Here is a 20,980-nt window from a genome sequence, read left to right as displayed (position 1 = left end):
AAAATAGTAAGTAAGTGAAAATAGTAAGTAAGTGAAAATAGTAAGTAAGTGAAAAACTGAGCAATTAGCAATTAGCAATCAATAAAGGATAGCAATATGGCCGGTCAAACGTTATATGACAAACTTTGGAACGCTCACGAAGTCACCAAGCGTGATGATGGCTCGAGCCTGATTTATATCGATCGCCATTTGCTGCACGAAGTGACAAGTCCGCAAGCTTTTGAAGGCTTAGAGTTGGCCAATCGTACACCGTGGCGTCTGTCTGCGAATATCGCAAGCCCAGATCATAACGTCCCAACAGTGACCAAAGAGCGCTTAGAGGGCGTGTCGGGTATCAAAGACAATGTATCGCGCCTGCAGGTACTGACGTTGGATGAAAACTGTAGCAAGTTCGATATTGCTGAGTTTACCATCAATGATGCGCGTCAAGGTATTTTGCACGTGGTCGGTCCTGAGCAGGGCTTGGTGTTGCCCGGTATGACAGTGGTCTGCGGTGATTCACATACCGCCACTCATGGCGCGCTAGGTTGTTTAGCGCATGGCATCGGTACCTCTGAGGTTGAGCACGTACTAGCCACTCAGTGTTTGATTCAAAAGAAATCAAAAAATATGCAAATCCGAGTCAATGGTACGCTTGGCGCTGGCGTGACGCCAAAAGATGTGGTGCTAGCGATTATTGCCAAAATCGGTACGGCAGGCGGCACAGGATACGCCATTGAATTTGCAGGGCAAGTGTTCGAAGATATGAGCATGGAGGGGCGCATGACCGTCTGTAATATGGCGATTGAGGCGGGCGCGCGCGTTGGTATGGTGGCGGTCGATGATACGACGATTGACTATGTCAAAGGTCGTCCTTATGCGCCGACCGAGGAGCAGTGGGAGCAAGCCGAAGCTTATTGGCGTACGTTATACTCAGATGATGATGCCGTATTTGATAGCGTAATTGAGATTGATGGTAGTGAGATTGCGCCGCAGGTGTCTTGGGGCACGTCACCTGAAATGGTCGTCGATGTCACTCAGTCTGTCCCGACACCTGACGAAGCTATCGATGAGGCGCAACAAGAAGGCTGGCTACGCGCATACACCTATATGGGCCTAAGTGCAGGGCAAAAGATTACCGATATCCAGCTTGATCGTATTTTTATTGGCTCATGCACCAACTCGCGTATCGAAGACTTGCGTGATGCTGCTGCGGTCATCAAAGGCCGCAAAGTCGCTGACAATATCAAGGAGGCGATCGTTGTGGCGGGCTCAGGGCAGGTCAAGCAGCAGGCAGAATCAGAAGGCTTGGATACCGTGTTTACGGAGGCGGGTTTTGAGTGGCGTGAGCCTGGCTGTTCGATGTGCCTTGCGATGAATGCCGATAAGCTAGAGCCTGGAGAGCATTGTGCCTCAACCTCTAACCGTAACTTTGAAGGCCGTCAAGGAAATGGTGGTCGTACGCATTTGGTCAGCCCCGCGATGGCAGCAGCAGCAGCATTGGCGGGTCACTTTGTGGACGTGCGTACGTTTTAACTTTGCATTTCTATAGAGCATAAAAATGAAAATGCTGTTTGTTTTATTTTGCTTATTGGGTAGCTCTCAGCTAGCGATGGCTCGTGATTACTGTAATGGAAGATTTGCTTATTGTGTCGATGTGCCAAATCAATTGACATGGTTGCCTGAGGCAAATAATGGTGATGGTCGTCATTTTAAGTTACCCAATTCTAATGCCACTATTTTGGTCTTTGGGAGTAATACACCAACTGTTTTCTTTTATACAGATAGTGATTATCTAAAAGAGAAGCAGCATCGATATAAAACAGGCATGACAGTTACTTACGAGCTGTTAAAAGATAAAACCTATACAGCAAGCGGCTATAGAAAAGACGGTCAAGTTTTTTATCATGTTATTAAAGTTAAGGATGGTCAGGAAGCAGTATTACATCTGAACTATCCTGAAAGTGAAAAAACTAAAATGACAAGTATTGTTAAACAAATGGCCCGCTCTTTTAAGATTCATTAGACCGTCAAAAAAATTTACGTTAGTAATCGATATTTTAAGGAAAAACTATGCAAGCTTATAACACCCAAACGGGTATCGTTTGTCCGCTCGATCGCGCAAACGTCGATACCGACCAAATTATCGCCAAACAATTTTTAAAATCCATTAAACGTACCGGTTTTGGCGTCAATCTATTTGACGATTGGCGTTATCTTGACGAAGGCTATCCGGGTCAAGACAGTAGCACTCGCGTGATTAATCCAGATTTCGTTCTAAATCAGCCGCGTTATCAAGGTGCAACCATTTTGCTGGCTCGCCGAAACTTTGGCTGTGGCTCAAGCCGTGAGCATGCGCCTTGGGCACTGTCGGAGTATGGCTTTCGCACGATTATCGCACCGAGCTTCGCAGATATTTTTTACAATAATTGCTTTAAAAACGGCATGTTGCCCATCGTTTTAGATGAAGCTATTGTCGATACTTTGATGAAAGCGACGCTCGCCAATGAAGGCTATGAGCTCACCGCCGATCTTGAGCGCCAAGTGGTCATCACCCCAAGCGGAGAAGAGTACGCTTTTGAGGTCGATGAGTTTCGTAAGCATTGCTTGTTAAATGGTCTTGATGACATCGGACTGACTTTGCAGCAAGGCGACGCCATCAAAGCGTATGAGGACAAGATGAAACAAAAAACACCTTGGGTATTTAATGACGTACAAGCATAAACAAAGCGCCTCTTAACCGCGGTGGGCAACGTGCTGAACAATAGTAATGCAGCGTTGAGTTATGGCGGTGAACTGGCTAAAATAAGGGGGTCGTTGTGTTGTTTTTATCTTCCTTACTATTAACAGTAGCCGCCATTATGAATAAAACACGTTATGCTTTGTGGACCAGTACAGTGATTGCTGCCAGTTTTTTAATGTCAGGCTGCCAGCTATTAACCGGTTATCAAAAAATCGATGAAGCCGAAAATGCCAAAGTATGGGCAGGCCATATTCAGCCAGTCGCAGGCGAGGTAAGTATCGCGTGTGTTGGAACCTATCATTGCGAAATCGTGCAGATAGACAAAACACTCGTCATCGCTCCTGACAGTCACGAGCCGGTAAATCCAGCCATGGTGACGACGCTTGCAGAGGGCGCAAAAAAGGCCCCAACCAGTACAGAGATGACGCCGCTTGCCAATAAAAAGTCGATCAAGATAGTGCCGCTATCCGCCTCTGCAATGCCAGGATTGACCAATTACTATGCCAGAGTCATGCCAGCCAAGCGCGAAATTCACGTCAACTTCTATCCAGAAAACAACGTGGGCTATGTTGAGCGTTTTGCCATGATTCATGATTTTACTCAGGCAGGGACTTATCAGTTACGTGCTTATCAAAAAAAACCTAGTAACAAGTCAGGCAGCTTGCTAGAGACCGCGTCGCCCGAGCCTTTATGCATTGAGCTGCTACAGGGTAGTACCGTACAGCGCCGGTTTTGTAAACAGTTAGATAGCAAGCATCGAGGTGAGTTTGTAGAAACCCGTATATAAAAATCTGGTTAATACGTCGGTGTCATCTATTTGTGCTAGATAGCCTGCTTGACTGTCGTTTGTTTCATGTTTAACGCAGTTTTGGGATAAAGACGCGCCTTAAAAGCCGCGAAATACGCTGTAGCGAGGGTATATCTTTTTGTACGTTTTAGCAAAAACCCATAGCAATATTATTCAATAAAAATCTATCAAAAAGGATCAGTATGGCAACGATTTTGACACTAGCGGGCGATGGCATCGGCCCTGAGATTATGACCCAAGCCATTGATGTATTAAATGCCGTCAATGATAAGTTTGCGTTAAATTTGACCCTCGAATCTGGACTGATCGGCGGCGTCGCCATCGATGCGACTGGCGTGCCTTTACCAGATGAGACCTTGGCTCGTGCCCGTGCCGCCGATGCAGTATTACTAGGCGCGGTCGGTGGTCCAAAATGGGATGGTATCGAGCGCAGCAAGCGTCCTGAGCGTGGTCTTCTGAAGATTCGCGGTGAGCTTGGCTTGTTTGCCAACCTACGTGTGGCAAAGCTGTATCCCCAGTTGGCCAATGCCTCGAGCATTAAGCCTGAAATCATCTCAGGTCTCGATCTACTAATCGTGCGTGAGCTGACAGGCGGGATCTATTTTGGGGAGCCGCGCGGTATTCGTACGCTAGATAATGGTGAGCAGCAAGGCTATAACACCATGGTATATAGCACAAGCGAGATTCAGCGTATCGGCAAGGTGGCATTTGAGTTGGCAAAAACGCGGGCAGCCGCGACAGGTAGTGCTGCCAAAGTCTGCTCAGTGGATAAGGCCAATGTCTTAGAGGTCACTGAGCTGTGGAAGCAGACGATGATTGAGATGCAGCAGGCTGAGTATGGTGATGTGGCGTTATCACATATGTATGCTGATAATGCGTGTATGCAGCTGATCAAAGACCCAAAACAGTTTGACGTTATGGTGACGGGCAATATGTTTGGTGACATCTTATCTGACGAAGCTGCGATGCTGACAGGGTCCATTGGTATGTTGCCATCAGCCAGTCTTGATGCGTCAGGAAAAGGCATGTACGAGCCTTGTCATGGCTCGGCACCGGATATCGCAGGGCAAGACAAGGCCAACCCACTAGCGACGATATTATCTGTTGCTATGATGCTGCGCTATACCTTTAAACAAGAAACGGCCGCCCAAGCCATTGAACAAGCAGTCAGCGACGTGCTGGATGATGGACTTCGTACGCTCGATATTTTAGATCCTAGTGAAGCCGGATTGACCCAAGTTGGCTGTCAGCAAATGGGACAAGCCGTTTTGGCAAAATTGGTATAAGGCCCTGTGATATCGCGTCCTACAAAAAGCCATATACAAAGTCTGACGACTCATTTAAAGTCTGACTGTTCTTTTCTTGACTGTTAAATCGTCACATTTTATAAATTTAGCACCCATAAATTGCTCTGCAGTTTATGGGTTTTTTTATACTTGTTTAACAGTTGGCTGCGATGGGTAACATAACCAACCTGTTATCCGCAAAAAAGTACTTTTATTAACACAGCTTGTGCAGAAAGCCAGTCTTATTAACATAAAGGTGTTATATGCTCACAGACCGATATGGCACCATATTTCACGTATACAATTTATAAAAAATAATCTGATTATAAAAAACAATCTGATAAAAATAATTGATATAACAATAAAACCTGATAAAAATGCTAGGAGCACACATGTATCATTTAAATAAAGTCAGCGCAGCGCTCGCCGCGGTTGGTTTGTCAGCTGCCGTATTGATAGGGCAAAGCGTTATCGCCGATACAGACAATGCCGTGGGCGATGCTCAGGCAGCAATGAGCAAGTCCGTCGCCACTAAGGACGTCAGCCCAGTTACCAATGGCGTCAGTCAAAAACTGACTGGCGATAACAAAACGTCGATGTCGCTTAATAAGCTGCTTCCTACCATTAAATACAGCACCGAGAATTTGCCAGCGATGGCAAAAAAAGTAAACGACGCCAGTTGGACGCCTGGTACTAATATCGATCGGACGATTGGCACCAAATTACAAGCATTATTAAACTGGCATCACAGTGGCGTGGGTGCGGTCGATGGATACTGGGGCAAAAACACCAAAAAAGCCATGCAAGCCTTTCAAAAAGCCAATGGCCTAAGTGTCACAGAGGCTCTAAATACCGAGACTTGGCAAGCCCTCACGAGTGATAAGGCGCTTATGACGCAGCCTGTGTTGGTCAGCTACCAACTGACAGACGCGGATGTCGATATCAAAACCACTACTATCCCAGCGGGCGCTACCGCAAAAGCGGAGCTAGAGGGTTTGTACTATGAAAATGTGATAGAGGCATTGGCAGAGAAGTTTCACATGAGTGAAAAATATCTCAAAACCCTAAACCCCAATGCCAGCTTTTCAGCGGGTGAGACCATAACGGTCTATAATCCAGGAAACCCTAACACCGCGCCCGTTAGCCGTGTGGTCGCTGACAAAACCACCCAGACGCTATATGCGTACGATGACAAAGGGACACTGGTTGCCAGTTATCCGACGACAGTAGGGAGTACAGCCACTCCGTCGCCATCAGGCACGCATACAGTAGAGGTCAAGGTTCATGAGCCCAACTATACTTATACTGCCAATGATGGGAGCAAAGCTATCTTGCCGCCAGGCCCTAACAACCCAGTCGGCTCTGTGTGGATTGGCCTGAGTAAACCCTCTTATGGTATTCATGGCTCACCGGACCCTGCCCGTATCAGCCGTCAAGCATCTGCAGGCTGCGTGCGTCTGACCAACTGGGATGCCTTGGCACTATTGGGTGTCATACAAGATGGGGCTACGGTAGAGTTCAAATAGCTTCAGGCAAAAGACAAAGAGCATGAAACCATCAAAGTTTTTTGCTTATAAAGGCGGGTTTTTATGAATGCGCCAAAAAAATACCGCTAACCATCAGTTAGCGGTATTTTTATGCGGGTATGGCGGATATAGTCATTACTAAATAAAAAAGATACACAGCATAAATTCGCGAGATTGGTACAAATTCTTCTTGCGTGCTGTGCCAGCGCCGCTCGATGCCGCAAAAAACTTATTCGAGTCTCGCCATATCTTTTTTATATTGACCTGACTAACTTGTAAGACAAAACATTGATAGCCAATAATGAGTAGGTTTGCATTTTCATTATTATTATCTGTTAAACCACCCAAGCATTCACAAAAATGCTCTTAAAAACGTCTTAGCAAGTACTGCGTCATTTGGTAATGATGAGATTTGTCATAACCGCGTAATCGTCATCACTGTTTAAGAAAATCGATTTTATTAAAGTCGATTTTTATCGCAATTAGTTTTTACCACGATAGGTGATACGGCCCTTTGATAAGTCATAGGGGGTCATCTCGACTTTAACTTTATCGCCAGTCAAGATACGGATATAGTGTTTACGCATTTTACCAGAGATATGCGCGATGATTTCGTGTCCGTTTTCTAAACGAACTTTAAACAATGTGTTTGGAAGGGTGTCGATGACTTCGCCTTCAAATTCGATAATATCGTCTTTTGCCATAATTTTGTATCAATCAGTTAAAAATAAGCCCATATTATACGCAAGCTAGCGTATTAAAGCAATACAGAACCTGGTTTTGGCTTGACAGCTTGTAATCGATATGTATATCAGTCAGGCAGGTTTAGCCAAAGGGGCGTAAGAGGCGCGGTGGGCAATAGTTTTTGCCAATGCTCGGGATAGTAAGCATTGATAAAGTATAGGCCGTCACCAGAGGCGGTCGGTGGTGCAATAGTACGGTCTTTTTTGGCCAAAATAGTCAAAAAATCAGCCGGCTCGAGCTCGTGCTTGCCGATAGCGTACAAGGTGCCCATTAGGTTGCGTACCATATGATGCAAGAAGCCATCTGCTTGAATGTCAAACACGATAAACTGGCCATGGGCAAATAATCTGGCATGACTGACTGAGCGCACTGGCTGATTGGACTGACAAGCGGCAGCGCGAAAGCTACTAAAGTCGTGCGTACCGACGATATCCGCTGCTGCCTGCTGCATGGCGGCCAGGTCAAGTGGTTCATAAATATGAGTGACTTGATGGTTTAAGATAGCAGGGCGCTGGGGTTGATTGAGGGTGATATAACGATAGCGACGGGCGATAGCGCCAAACCGTGCATGAAAGTCGTTCGGCATGGGCTGTATCCAGCGCAGCGCAATGTCGTCGGGGAGCAGACTGTTTACACCGCGAAGCCAATTATGAGTCGGGCGATAGGCGTGGGTGGTAAAGTGGGCAATCATATTACTGGCATGGACGCTGGCATCGGTACGCCCTGCGGCGACGACTTCCACGGTCTCATTGGCGACTTTGCCGATAGCGGTTTCGAGGGCTTCTTGGACACCCAGCACTTCTTGTTGCCGCTGCCAGCCGTGATACTGCGTACCCAAAAACTCAATAGCGATTGCTAGGGTGTAAGTGGGGTTTTTGCTGGCGGTTTCGATAGGGAGTATCTCAGACATGATAATGTGTGGCTTATAAAGTCAATGGTAAGGGTTTCTTATGGTCGTAATTAGACCGATCAAATCAGCGCTTTTTGATGGTGATGCTGGCTTGGCTGACATTGTTTGTCCAGCGTTGACGGCGTCTGGTAGCACTGTCGTACCGTAGCAGCAGCCACAATAATCGCGCATAGATGGCTGGAATGGTCAACCGGCCGCCAGCGATGACATGATACTCATATTGCCAACTGCCAGCCGCATAGTTGTCACTCACGCCGCCAAAAGGCGATTGACTGGCGCAAACCACCATATGCCCATGCTGATGCGTAAGGGTCAATGCCTGTGCCAAATCAGCTGAATAGGGCACGTTGCCTGCACCAAACCCTAATAAGATAATGCCACATGGCGGCTGAGAAAGTAGGGCCTGTAGCTGATTGCTCATAACCTCAGTATCGTTGGGTAGGCAATACAGAGCATGAATACGTGCTTGCTTGGCACGAGCATCGATGCTTTTGCTGACTTCTTGTTGGTCCTCGAGCCAGTGTTGGCGGCGGGCGTCTGGCAAGTGCTTTATATAACTATTGGCAGGATAGGCTGCCCGAGAGTGACCAGTAAACGCCATGAGATCATGACTATGGATTTTTTGTACCGTTTGTGCAGGCCAAGATTCGCCGCCAAAGGCAATTTTCACTCCTGACTCACCCGCTGCTGCCAGTTTTAACGCATCGTTTAGGTTGCCCCACGCATCGCTATGCGTATCAACGCTATAGGTATGTAGCATCTCGCTGTCTAATAGCGGGCGCATACTGCCAGTGACCGCCACACAGATATCACTCCCTGCAAAGGCCTCTGCCAAAAACGCCCCGAGATAACTGAGCGTGTCAGTACCAGTGATGAGGACAAAACGTCTGTGCCCCTGCGCATAGGCGGCTAGTATCAGCTGGTAAAAATGCACAAAATCGACAGGCGTTAATTGGCTACTGTCTTTGATTAAAGTGTTGTCTAGCCAAGAGATTGGCGGCAGATGGTGGGCATGGTCTGGCTCTGCTAGCAGTGTTTGTAACGTCGGTAAAAACACCTCTGCTGGTAGCGGTGCTAATGGCCGGCCATAACTGCCAAAAGTGCCGCCTGCATAAATCAGCTGGATGGGATCAGTAAGCGTCTTGGTCATAACAGAAGAGGGCATAGTCGGCGCCGTCATAAAAAGTAAATAAAAATAAGAACTAGGGTGCCCCAGCTTAATCGCTCAAATGAACTGCTCAATGAGTTGCGCAACTGCATCAATAGTCATCTAAATCAGACCCTACTATAAAGGCTCAATGCAAAAAAAAGCAAGTATTCTCAAGGCACAAGAATACTCGCTGATAAAAAAGCCTGCTTTTTAATTACGCTGTGCGCTCGAGTAGCGACTGCGCTTGCTGCTGCTGTGCACTATTGCCTTGAGAAATGACTTCATTGAGCAAGCGTTTGGCGCTATCGTACTCGCCTAGCTGCAGGTACTGACCTGCCAAGTCTAGTGCTACCTGATTGCTGTCTAATGATTGGACAAAGTCAAAATCAGCGGCAAACCGTGCTGAGAAGTCCTCAGCGTTATCTTCTTTAATACTCTCGGCAGGTTGAGCTGCTACTGGGGCAACTGGGCTCGCTGCTGTATGCGATTCATCTGATAATGCATCAAAGTCAAAGTCATCATCGATCAATGTATTATCATCAAACGATGTGGGGCTACTTGAAGTCAGCTCAGAGGCTGCTGTCAAAGTAAGAGTAGCGTCATCACTGATGTCTGCAAAGTCACTGTCTAATGTTAAGTCATCAATATCGATACTGTCATCACTTAATTCGTCACTTATCTCATCGCTTAGATCAAGCACAGGCTCATCAGTGTTTGTTTCAACATCTAAGTCAGCTAAGTCAGACTCTGTCTCAATTGCTAGTGCCGTCTCTGATGCAGCGTTTAAGTCATTGCCTAGGTCGCTGTTTAGGCCACTGTCTAAGTCATCTGCGTCATCCAAATCGTCTAAGGACAAGACAAAGTCGTCGTCGCGGCTTTGGGCGGTCGCATCAGTCATATGGTCAGTCGTGCTTGTTTTATCAGCAGCATCTTCTGAATCCATATCTGTCACTAAATCATCAAAATCTAAGACGAAATCCTCTTCATCTAGCGTTAGCGCTTCAGTGGTATCCGCTTCGACACTGTCCGCTTGGGTTGAGACATCAGATGACTCTGGCTGCGCTGTTTCAATGTCCTCAAGACCAAAGTCGAATTCGCTAAAATCTGTCTCTTCAGCCACTTCTGTGGCCGCAGTGCACTCGTCAGCTGCCGTGGTAGGCTCTGCTGCCGGTGCTGGCTCATCTAAATCCGCTTCCAAATCACTGAGCGTCAAAGCAAAATCTGTGTCGGTATTGTCATCTGCCAGCACTTGTTCTGATAGTGCTGGGGTCTCGACAGAAGAAGCTAAGGAGGCATCGCTCTCGCTGATATCATCAGCTGCCACATCATGGGTGGGACTGGCATGTGTCGTTGGCAGATCAAAATCTATACTTTCAAAGTCGGCAGCTTGCTCAACGGGCGCGGTTTGCGCGGCGACTTGATTTTGTTCTTCAAAAAACAGGGTCTTTAGCTCATCTGCTAAGGCAAGGCTTTTTGGGTCATTTTGCGAGCTGATGGTGTCATAGACTTTGTTGAAATTCTCTGATTGATTGATCGTCGCATAGATGCTTAGCAGCTTTAAAGAAAGCTGACTGTCATTAGGCTTTTCGCGCAAGCCGCGATTGAGTGTTTCAATCGCTTTGTCATAACGCTGCTGATCTATAAAGCGCTGGGCAATGGTGATGGGGTCAAACTTGTTTTCGCCGCTGACGTCAGTTTGTACGGGCGCACTTGCTTTTGGCGCTGGTGTCTGTGCCGCGGCATGTCTATCTGACTTGACATAAGGCTGCGCCGAAGGTTTTTGCGCTTTGTTTTTACGTATCACTAAAACCGCTATTAATACAATCAGTACCAAGCCGGCGATGATGTATAGCATATTGTCCATTGTTACTCCCACGCCTATGATTACAGCATAATACGCTGCTATATCAGGCAATTATTGGTTGCGTAGTTTTTTGAGACGAGCTTGCAGCTCTGCCAATTTTTGATTCTGTAATTGAATTTTTCGCGTATAACTGTCAAGTGCGCTACTGGTCTTGGAGAAGCTTTGGGCCTGAGAGGCAGCCGCTTGCCGTGATGCTTTTAAAGTAGCTAGTATGTCTGTGCTAATTCCATTGCCTGTGGCCGCCGCTGATTTGGTTTGGGTGCCATCGGCATTGCCATCACGTCCTGGAGCCAATACAGAAAACTGCGCTCTTGGCAGGGTCTTGGTAATGGTTGGTTTTTTTTGTGGCTTGGCTGCAGGCGCTGAGTTGTTTTGCGCTTTAGCTGTATGGGGCTTTGCTTTAGGCGCTGGCTGTGCGACAGGGGTATTTATCCGCCGACGATATTTTTGTTTTTGGGCGCTGATAGCGGCCTCTAGCGCTTGCTGTGATGGCAATACATCATAATTCGGCAGATTTAGCTTGGCGTCGGCTTTGAGCTGGTCTGCGTTTTTATTGATAAAAGCATTGGGGTTTTGTGATTGAATCTGTTTCATCACGGTCTGAATATCGACATTGTTTTCTTGGGCAATCTGCTGAGCAATGATCCATAAGCTGTCATTGCGCTGTACTTGATACTGAAAGTTTGCCGTGCTTTGCGTTTTGGCGTCTGCTATAGAGTCTGCTGCCACGTGGTTTGTAGGCGCAGTTTGATTGTTGGTGCTTGGCTGAGAGGGCGCGGCAGCATCAGCCGGTATGTTGCTACCGATTACCGTTGCCGCTGCCGTATGTGCAGTGCTCAAAGCCGCTTGCTCGGCGGCTTGGTTGTCTTGAGCTGCGTCGTTTTTTGGGGCGGCAGCTACGATACTGGCACTCACACCCGTGGTTTTTTGCTGACTCGGCTGTATCTGACGCGTGACTTGAATATTTAGCGTATCTAATGCGTTGTCTGCTTGCGCTGTGCCGAGCGTGTGTTGCGTAGCAGGTGATGCTTCGCTCGCGGTGCTAACACTTGAGGCGGTTTGCTCTTGAGCCAAACGGCCATTGTCCAAGCGGCTGGCAGGGTTGGGGCGGCTAGCATTGCTCTTCGCTGGACTGGCGGCCGTGAGCTCAAAGTCATTTGCCAAACGCCCATTGTCTAAACGGCTAGGCGTATAGACTAGATGGTCAGTTGCTGATACAGATGTCTTGGCAGGCATTCCGGCTGAGGCAACTTGCGTTTGAATACTTGCGCTTTGCGTATTGGCACCTTGCGTATTCGGTAGTTGCACGTTGGGCGCGGACCGTTTGACGGCCGTAGGAGCGCTTGTCGATGAGCTTGCAGCTGATGCCGATATCAGTGGTGGCGGAGCACCTTTTCTAAGGGTCAAAGGTTTGGCATTATTGGCGGATACGGCAGGTAAATTGGGCTTTTTTGCGCCTGTTACGATGTTTTTGGTGGTATCGATGGGTAAACTGGCATCGAGCGGCATCAATAACGTTTTGGGCACGACATTACGCTGACCCTGATCATTGATGGTCAACACAATATCGGCAAAGGGTTTAGAAACAGGTTTTGATGTACTGATATAGACTTGGCCGCTGGTTTCTGAGGTCGGCTGAAAACGTACCCTCATTGAGTCAGTTGGCGTCAACCCCATTTGCTGATAGATAGCAGGGTTGGCCAAGCTGGCTGAAAAATCAGCAGCCCGAATGTCCGAGACACTGATGCTGGCTCTTAGAGGCTCATGCTGTGCTGAGGTCACAACGGTCTTGCCAATCGTGGCCGCTTGGGCGCTAGAGACAAAGGCGGCATAGCTTACCGAATACAGTAATGCCATCGATACCGCACGGTGTACGTGAGTCAAACGATGAGATAAACGACAAGACATATGCAGCCCTTAGAATATAGGTTATCTTTGCTTTTATAACAAAATCTGGTTTAGTTTACCAGTTTATTTCACAACTGTTGTGTCCAATGTATCAAATGTTAATTTACTGTATAAAACGCCCTTTTATTCAGCGGTTATCTGCTTCTCAAGTAGCATAGCATCTCCATAACTAAAGAAGCGGTATTGCTGCTCGACGGCATGTTTGTACGCTTGTTCTATCGCTTGTTTACCCGAAAATGCCGAGACCAGCATCAATAGGGTGGACTTGGGCAAATGAAAGTTGGTCAGTAGCTTGTCGATGACGGCGAATTTAAAGCCTGGATAAATAAAAATATCTGTGTCGCCTGACCAGCCAGCAAGTGGCTTGCCCGTGCTCGCAGTCTTTTGGTAGGCAGTTTCGAGCACGCGCGTGACCGTCGTGCCAATCGCGATCACTTGCTTGCCGTTTGTATGGGTTTGATTGATCAGATCCGCGGTTGCCTGCGGTAGATGCGCATATTCACTATGCATGGTGTGATTGAGCAAGTTGTCGGTTTTGACAGGGGCAAAGGTGCCTGCGCCCACGTGCAACGTCACAAAGGCGGTGTGAATGCCTTTGGACGCCAGTTTATCCAAAACTACTTTATCAAAATGTAAGCTGGCAGTCGGTGCCGCCACGCTAGCGAGTTTGGCTGGATCATGAAAAACGGTTTGATAGCGGGTATTGTCCGTGGCGTCTGCATGACGCTCAAAATATGGCGGGATAGGTAGTTCGCCGTATTGCTCTAGCTGCGGCAGGATAGGAGCATCAAAGGCTAGGATAAATAAATTATCCTGACGACCAATCATGACCGCATGTATATGACCATCCGCGAGCTGCAAGCGCTGTCCAAGCTTGGGCGCTTTGCTGGCTTTTATGTGGCCAAGCGCGATATGGTCAGTGCAGACCGTTTGATCATCCGCGGTCGTCAAATGCAGGGCGGCGGGCGTCAAGTCGGCAATATCGACTAAACGCTCGATCAGCACCTCGATCTTACCACCCGTGTCTTTTTGTCCAAACAGGCGCGCTTTCATCACTTTGGTGTCGTTAAACACAATCAAATCACCAGTATTCAGTAAGTCTGGCAATTCAGAAAACATGCGGTCTTCGGCACGGCTATCTGCCACAATCGCAGGATTGCTGGCGGGTAAATACAATAATCTTGAGGCCGAGCGCTGCGCTAGCGGGTAGCGGGCGATTAAGTCATCTGGGAGCTCATAGTCATAGTCATTAACGCTCAGATAGTCTAAGTCATTATTGTTTTTATGGGTATCAGTCATGGTATTACGATCTAAATCTACAGCGTGGGATTGGGTCATAATGGGGCTTTCAATGAAGAGTGATGAAGGATGATATGAGCGTAATTGTAGCAGAAATGACAGGATAAACGCATGTCTCATTGAGTGACTCACAGGCATAATGTGTCATAACGACCACGTTATTACGGCCATGTCGTCATGACCGCGCGCTGCCACAAAAACCTGACAGCCATACTGATAGCCTGAGGTAACTATCAATCAGACATCAATCAGATATCAATCAGGCTCATCTATTCAAATAGTTTTAATTGAGGCAAAAGCAGGGCGGCGGGCACCAATGAAGAGAAAGTCACACCGACCAGACGTATGGGCAGATGACGCGGGATGTCCAAAAACAGCTTGTCTAGCCAATAATGGGCGGATTCGGCGCTGTCAAAGGCCGTTGATAACGTGTGTGAGCGCGTGACTTGAGTAAAATCCGCGTATTTAACTTTTAAAGTAATGGTATGCGCGACCAGTTGTTTTTTTTGCAATTGATCAAACGCATCTTCATTTTGTGCATAAATTTGTACTTTTAGCTCAGCATCGTCGTCAAGATTGTCCCGAAAGGTGGTCTCAGAGCCTACGGATTTGTGCGTGCGCTGTGACTTGACCGTACGCTCATCGCGGCCATGAGCGATATCATGATAGAACTGACCACGTTTTCCAAACTCCTGTACCAATGCCGCCGCTGGCAAGCGCCGCAAATCAGCACCCGTGCGCACGCCCATGGCATGGAGACGCTTGGCAGTGGCTTTGCCAATACCATGAAAGCGCTCGATGGGAAGGGTGCTAATAAATGCATCGGCATCGGCTGGTGGGATAACTGCGATACCATTGGGTTTGTTGATATCAGAGGCAATCTTGGCCAGCATCTTATTAAATGAGACGCCAGCAGAAGCGGTTAGCCCTGTGTGCGCCAAAATCTGCGCTCGTAGCCAATTGGCCATCAACGTCGCTGAGCCCTTATATACAGATAAGCCGGTGACATCCAGATAGGCCTCATCCAATGACAGCGGTTCGACATGAGGCGTCAATCGATGCATGAGTTGGCGTATATCTCGACTGACCGCCCGATAAACCTCAAAGCGTGGCCGAACAAATATCGCCTCAGGACAGCGTTTACGCGCTTCATAGCATGACATCGCTGAGCGCACACCAAACTTGCGCACCTCATAACTGGCTGCTGCGACAACCCCGCGCCCGCTTGGGTCACCGCCGACTACCAAAGGCAAACCTCGTAACTCTGGGAAGTCACGTTGTTCGACACTGGCATAAAAAGCATCCATATCAATATGAATGATTTTGCGGGGTGAAAGAGGAGTAGAAGCAGTCATGACCGCTATTTTACCCCAATTAGCAAAACTATTTTAGCGGCAACCATAAATATGACTTGATTTTATAAACAAATAGGCTATTAAAACAATTTAAAAAAATATCAGGGGGTTAAACCCGCTAATCCCCTAAGCTCGTACCTTTTATTTACCGTTTAACCTAAAGGATTTGCCGTCCATCATGATTAATGCATTTAGATGTTACGCTTTTGCTTCAGACGTTTTACACTAAGGTAAGTATCGAAGTAGACGATTGTTAAAAGAATAAACAACTTCTTTATACGCCCTAGTCTATAGCGAATAAAAAGGTTGTTTATGGCTCGCACCACACTCGCCTATAGAGTATTGGTAAACTCGCCGCCTAAAGGAACATACTTAGGGGTGCATGAGGGACTAAGGAGCTGATGATGAATAAATTAACAGGGAGCGAATTGACACGCGCAATGCTAGCACGAGGAGATAAGGATATCTGGTGTGCAGTTTGTGATGAGAGTGATGAGCTGGCGATGATGGATCTGTATGGTAATGACTTCACTGTCTATATTGTTGCTTATCGTGATGGATATTTTTACTGCCGTAGCGGCACATCTTGGGCCTGTGCAGTGCCTATAAAGATAGCAGCCATCACGCAAGAAGACCAAGAAGAAATTGATAGCCCAATGATACAATACATCTTATAAACACAAAAAAACCTCCCATATAGGAGGCTTTTTTTAAAGATGGTACCAGTGGTCGGACTCGAACCGACACGCTTTTAAAGGCAACGGATTTTGAATCCTTTGGCTATCTCAAATAACTAGATATACTTAACGATAATAAGCAATGAGTAGAAATAAAATATAATTATAAACAATGACTTAGGGTTAAATTGACTATATTTAGCTATAACTAAAAAGATGTAACAATATTTTTCAAGTATCAAATAAGTATCAAAATTACTTTTAAAAATTGGTTTGTTTAACTGGTTTTAGATCTAGTCGTTAATTTCAATATGATGAAGCGCATTTATGTAACGGACTGCGATTCAGTTAAGAGTACCAAAAAAGTTATCAGCAGATTATGCAAAATATTTGAGACCATCCCAGATTCTGTGTAACTGCCATTTAGATTAAATGCTTACTGATACGATCATCAAACATAATCATAAAGCGATTCAAAGCAGACGTCCAGTTACGGATTGGCATCGACCATTTTTTGGATGCCTGCTGGGTGGCTAAGTACACCACTTTAAATGCAGCCTGATCAGACGGGAACACCTTACGCTTATTCACCGCTGTCCGAATCACACTGTTTAGCGACTCAATAGCATTGGTGGTATATATGACTTTTCTGATGTCTTTAGGGTACTCGAAGAATACCGTTAAGCCCTCCCAGTTATTACGCCAAGACTTGACCACATGTGGGTACTCTTTGTCCCATACTTCATCAAAGTGCTCAAGGTTAGCCTCTGCTATCTCAAGCGTATCAGCGCCGTAGATGGCCTTTAAATCGGCGGCTACTGCTTTTTTATCCGTCCAGGGTACAAATTTCATCGAGTAGCGCACCATGTGTACGATACACAGCTGAACCTGAGCATTGGGATAAACCGTATTGATGGCATCAGGAAAGCCCTTTAAGCCATCAACACAGGCAATGAGGATGTCTTGTACCCCGCGGTTTTGCAATTCAGTGAGAACACCAAGCCAGAACTTAGCGCCTTCATTCTCTGATAACCACATACCAAGCAGCTCTTTCTTACCGTTAAGAGCAACGCCTAGGGCTAGATAGATAGCCTTGTTGATGATCTGCTTGTCTTGACGTATCTTCACGACAATACAGTCTAGATAGACGATAGGATAGACACTGCTTAACGGCCGGTTCTGCCAAGCGGTGATGTCCTCTAAGATGTTGTCAGTGACTCTTGAAACCAGGGTGCTTGAGATGTCGACATCGTAGAGCTCTTTGATACTCTCTACAATCTCAGTGGTGGTTTGACCCTTGGCGTATGAGCGAGGATAAGCAAGTGTGTGGGGCACACTTGCCCGAAGCGCAAGACGGAAGGCTATGCCTGTAGTGAAATATGATCTTGTCATCAACCCCCAATATGGATAACATCACCTGATAAAAGTGAATTTTATACCTCGGACCTCTACGCTTTACAAATAAGAGCACCTAGGGGGTTTTCGACTCATCAGAGTAAAATAAATCTACGACATATAGAGATGTTATTAATATTTTTTATACAATAGTATTGGGGTGTGTGCCACCTAATAAGTTATGGAGCTGCCCTAGATGAGTAAAATTATTTAGGAAAGTTCCATATCTTATCTATAACTTCATCTTGGCTCAGATTGATACGTTTACAGTATAAATTTTCAATTTCATTTAAAGCATCTCGCAGTTGGCGCTGCGATACTTGAATGTATTGTAATGTCACATCATCGCTAGACTTCGCCTCACGATGGTTTAGTAATCTTTTTAATACAGGGTAGTTCACGTTTAAACTATTAGCCACTGTGCCAAATGTACGGCGCAAATCATGCGGTGTAATATACAAGCCAGCCTTTTTAGAAATAGCCTTGTAACTACCGCTTAAGTTTTTGACATGATTATTACTTCTTTTCAAGTCACTTGGGAACACCCATTCTTCACCACTACTAAGCCTTTTACGCTCTTTTAAAATGGCCTGTAGGATATCACCTGTAGGCATATAATAGTCAGAACCATTTTTTGTGGCCTTAAATACAATACGGCCTGCATCAAACCCCCATATCAACAACATCACCTAAGAAAATTAGACTTCATAATCTAGCCTTATACACTATATGAATAATAGCATTCAGAGCCTTTCGACTTATCAAAATAAAATAGACCTATAGTAGGTCTACATATTATTAATATTTTGAACACTAGGATATTGAGGTGTATGCTACTTAGCAATCAATAATCCTACAGTAACTTCAAAACAATACTCATCTTTGTTAGTGATATTGACCGTCCCTTTATGAGCATTAGCAATAGCCTGAACGATAGATAAACCCAAACCTGATCCTGAATGGTGCTGGCTAGTTTTATCATGACGATAAAAGCGCTCAAACAATCGATCTGCTTCGCTTTGGTTTAGAGGTTTTTCTAGAAGGTTAGTAAAAGTTATCTCTAGCCAAGATTGCTTCGCGGTTTGAGTGTTACTTTGATCGTCTTCAAGCATCTTATAATTATTAACGGAAGTATTTGGAGTGTTGACAGTGGCTGATATTGTGACGACGCTATTACTAGCGGCGTAGTAGATCGCGTTTGATAGCAGATTAGCAAATAGCCTTTGTAATAAACCTTCATCGCCTAATACTGCCTTAAAATCTCCTAATTTTACAAAAGTTATTTTACGATCCTCGGCAATCATTTCAAAGTAATCTAACAGCTTATTGATTAGGACCTCAGTATCTACAGTAGTCACTTGCGAATCACTCAGTCCTTTTTGGGTTTTTGCTAGCAGTAGCATGTTGTTAATCATCGCCGATAATTGCTCTAAGGTGTCATGTTGCTGATGTAATTGTTCGACATATTCCTCTTCCTCTCTAGGCTTATTTAACATGACTTGCGTTTGCGTAATCAGCGTTGCTATTGGCGTGCGTAGCTCATGCGCGATATTGTCTGAAAATCGCGACAACGACTCAAAATTGCTTTCAAGCTTAGCCATCATCGAGTTATAGGATTCTGCTAAAGGTCTTAGCTCTAATGGCATATCACTAACTATTACTCTTTCGCTCAATCTTTCAGGATGAATACCTTTCATCCTTTGCACGATAGTGGATAAAGGAGCAAAACCCCAATACACGCTTAAGGCTGCTATTGAAACCAACAGTAGTGTGATGGCAAATAGGATCAGACTAAGTTGACGGTTAAACTGTAATAAATACTGATGATGCACGTCAATGGGTAAGGCGATAAGGGCAAGCATGTCATCGTCTCCAATAACCATAGCTCGATAACGTCTGTCTTTAATATTTATTACAAACTGTCTGTCATCATGATTTTGCTGTAATGATAATAGGTTAAAGTCGGCACTTAATTCATTAGCAAAGTTTTTGGGAGTACTAGATAGCAATCGCCCCTCTTTATCAGCAATGATAGTTTTTAGATCGTAATCTAGCGCTGATGAATGCAGGTGATCATCATTTTCTGTGGCTATTGTAGGAAGTAGATTTGAAGAAGCTTTCGAGCTTAGCGGTTGTTGAGTGTTTGATGGACTTTGAGGCTTAGGTAGTGTCTGAGAGGCTATTTGGTTATCCGCCTCTGTTACGCGCTTACGTAGATTAAAGGCTGCGTGGGTAATGATTTCAGCATCCATTTGCTCAAAATGGCCTTTAACAGAGTGCTGTACCCAGATATAGATTATCAACTGCGATAAAACGACAAATATCGTCAATAAAAACACAGTTCGCCATAGTAAGGGTAAGCGTCGATTGTCCAATCTATTTATCATATTGGCTATCTTCCGTTTCGCTGGCAGCTTTATTACTAGCTGAAACGTCGACAGCATCTAATCGGTAGCCCATGGCACGCACAGTATGAATTAGCTTGGTATCAAACTCATCGTCTATTTTTATACGCAGACGTCTTATTGCCACATCAATCACATTAGTATCGTTATCAAAGTTCATATCCCATACTTGTGAAGCAATGATTGAGCGTGGTAATACTTCACCGCGGCGCTCTAATAGAAACTGTAATAGGGAGAACTCTTTTGCGGTTAGTTTAATGGGCGTGTCTCCTCTATGTACAGTGCGCTTGGCAATGTCCATTTTGAGATCCGCTATTTGCATGAGCGTACTTTTATAGTCGGCTTGATTGGCGCGTCGTAATAAGCTTTTTATCCTGACTATTAACTCTGCAAAGGCAAAAGGTTTGGTCAGATAATCATCACCGCCAATCTCAATCCCCTTGATTTTGTCATCTAAATCATCTTTTGCGGTTAGAAATAACACTGGCGTATGCTTGCCAGCCGCTCGGTAATTACGTACTAGCTTAAAACCGCTAACATCAGGCAGCATAACATCCATGAGTATCACGCTAAACTCTTCAGTCATCATAGCATGGTAGCCATCTAAACCTGTCAGCTGATGATCAACAATGAAGCCTGCTTCACTTAAGCCTTTTTTTACATATTCGCCGAGTTTTAATTCATCTTCTACTAGTAGTACTTTCATAGTAATCCTTCAATATAATTATGATTTTATAATACCCAAATCAATATAAATGACAAAACGGACTGGTATCTGACAAAGATGTCATGCGCTCGTCATCAAATGGTCAGTCTTCGTTTGTTAATCTATACCTATAGTACATAGCGGCTCATTCTTGATACGAGTAGCTACTATGAATTATTACTACAGGTAATTAGTTTCAATATTTAATAATTTATTAAGGATGTT

17 protein-coding genes and 1 pseudogene are annotated in these 20,980 nt (G+C 45.5%); 7 read left to right on the top strand and 11 right to left on the bottom strand.

The genetic code is table 11. The features are described from left to right. The first annotated feature begins 96 nt into the window (after positions 1-96). The 6 genes from leuC (at position 97) to JFC05_RS10125 (ending at position 6,342) form a co-directional block, all read left to right on the top strand. Positions 97-1,515, top strand: a complete 1,419-nt coding sequence (gene leuC / locus JFC05_RS10150; protein WP_105246307.1) for a 3-isopropylmalate dehydratase large subunit — start codon at positions 97-99, stop codon at positions 1,513-1,515. 25 nt (positions 1,516-1,540) lie between these two features. Continuing rightward, positions 1,541-2,005 (top strand): hypothetical protein, encoded by a 465-nt coding sequence (locus tag JFC05_RS10145; RefSeq protein WP_198336802.1) that lies wholly within the window; start codon positions 1,541-1,543, stop codon positions 2,003-2,005. A 47-nt stretch (positions 2,006-2,052) separates the two neighbouring features. Then, positions 2,053-2,703, top strand: a complete 651-nt coding sequence (gene leuD / locus JFC05_RS10140) for a 3-isopropylmalate dehydratase small subunit (protein WP_198336801.1) — start codon at positions 2,053-2,055, stop codon at positions 2,701-2,703. A 137-nt stretch (positions 2,704-2,840) separates the two neighbouring features. Then, on the top strand, positions 2,841-3,509 hold the full coding sequence (locus JFC05_RS10135) for a hypothetical protein (RefSeq protein ID WP_198336800.1): 669 nt from the start codon (positions 2,841-2,843) through the stop codon (positions 3,507-3,509). 203 nt (positions 3,510-3,712) lie between these two features. Continuing rightward, positions 3,713-4,816, top strand: coding sequence for a 3-isopropylmalate dehydrogenase (gene leuB / locus JFC05_RS10130; RefSeq protein ID WP_192994570.1), 1,104 nt, complete (start codon positions 3,713-3,715; stop codon positions 4,814-4,816). Positions 4,817-5,208: 392 nt separating this feature from the next. After that, positions 5,209-6,342 carry a L,D-transpeptidase family protein gene (locus JFC05_RS10125; protein ID WP_198336799.1) on the top strand — a complete coding sequence of 378 codons (1,134 nt, stop codon included), beginning with the start codon at positions 5,209-5,211 and terminating at the stop codon, positions 6,340-6,342. Between the two features lie 482 nt (positions 6,343-6,824). Here JFC05_RS10125 and infA read toward each other — a convergent pair whose 3' ends face one another. The 7 genes from infA to dinB form a co-directional block, all read right to left on the bottom strand. After that, complete coding sequence (gene infA, locus JFC05_RS10120) at positions 6,825-7,046, bottom strand: translation initiation factor IF-1 (RefSeq protein WP_021814850.1); 222 nt, start codon at positions 7,044-7,046, stop codon at positions 6,825-6,827. Positions 7,047-7,153: 107 nt separating this feature from the next. Beyond that, entirely contained in the window at positions 7,154-7,996 is an 843-nt protein-coding gene (gene truA / locus JFC05_RS10115) for a tRNA pseudouridine(38-40) synthase TruA (protein ID WP_198336798.1), read from the bottom strand. Between the two features lie 64 nt (positions 7,997-8,060). Then, entirely contained in the window at positions 8,061-9,146 is a 1,086-nt protein-coding gene (locus JFC05_RS10110; protein ID WP_198336805.1) for an asparaginase domain-containing protein, read from the bottom strand. A 214-nt stretch (positions 9,147-9,360) separates the two neighbouring features. After that, positions 9,361-11,010: a FimV/HubP family polar landmark protein gene (locus JFC05_RS10105; protein WP_198336797.1), complete on the bottom strand. Its 1,650-nt coding sequence runs from the start codon at positions 11,008-11,010 to the stop codon at positions 9,361-9,363. A gap of 51 nt (positions 11,011-11,061) precedes the next feature. Then, on the bottom strand, positions 11,062-12,918 hold the full coding sequence (locus JFC05_RS10100) for a type IV pilus assembly protein FimV (protein WP_198336796.1): 1,857 nt from the start codon (positions 12,916-12,918) through the stop codon (positions 11,062-11,064). A 123-nt stretch (positions 12,919-13,041) separates the two neighbouring features. Then, positions 13,042-14,217: a tRNA preQ1(34) S-adenosylmethionine ribosyltransferase-isomerase QueA gene (gene queA, locus JFC05_RS10095; RefSeq protein ID WP_227697520.1), complete on the bottom strand. Its 1,176-nt coding sequence runs from the start codon at positions 14,215-14,217 to the stop codon at positions 13,042-13,044. Positions 14,218-14,486: 269 nt separating this feature from the next. Continuing rightward, complete coding sequence (gene dinB, locus JFC05_RS10090) at positions 14,487-15,572, bottom strand: DNA polymerase IV (RefSeq protein WP_198336794.1); 1,086 nt, start codon at positions 15,570-15,572, stop codon at positions 14,487-14,489. 404 nt (positions 15,573-15,976) lie between these two features. On the opposite strand from dinB, the gene JFC05_RS10085 reads away from it, so the two are divergent. Next, positions 15,977-16,249, top strand: coding sequence for a hypothetical protein (locus JFC05_RS10085; protein ID WP_227697519.1), 273 nt, complete (start codon positions 15,977-15,979; stop codon positions 16,247-16,249). A 423-nt stretch (positions 16,250-16,672) separates the two neighbouring features. Here the strand turns inward: JFC05_RS10085 and JFC05_RS10080 are convergent. From JFC05_RS10080 to JFC05_RS10065, 4 genes and pseudogenes are all read right to left on the bottom strand, one after another. Beyond that, positions 16,673-17,554: pseudogene (locus JFC05_RS10080) on the bottom strand (IS256 family transposase); the annotation flags it as partial. Between the two features lie 296 nt (positions 17,555-17,850). Further along, a complete protein-coding gene (locus JFC05_RS10075; RefSeq protein WP_227697518.1) occupies positions 17,851-18,330 on the bottom strand; it encodes a tyrosine-type recombinase/integrase in 480 nt (159 codons plus the stop codon). A gap of 147 nt (positions 18,331-18,477) precedes the next feature. Next, positions 18,478-20,031: an ATP-binding protein gene (locus JFC05_RS10070; RefSeq protein WP_198336792.1), complete on the bottom strand. Its 1,554-nt coding sequence runs from the start codon at positions 20,029-20,031 to the stop codon at positions 18,478-18,480. Further along, positions 20,021-20,755, bottom strand: a complete 735-nt coding sequence (locus tag JFC05_RS10065; protein ID WP_198336791.1) for a heavy metal response regulator transcription factor — start codon at positions 20,753-20,755, stop codon at positions 20,021-20,023. Before JFC05_RS10065 ends, JFC05_RS10070 begins: the two co-directional genes overlap by 11 nt. Positions 20,756-20,980: the final 225 nt, after the last annotated feature.

Source organism: Psychrobacter celer, from assembly GCF_016107555.1.
Classification (GTDB): Bacteria; Pseudomonadota; Gammaproteobacteria; order Pseudomonadales; family Moraxellaceae; genus Psychrobacter; species Psychrobacter celer.
The sequence above is the reverse complement of the archived record's forward strand: the minus strand, read 5'-3'. Positions and strand labels throughout refer to the sequence as shown.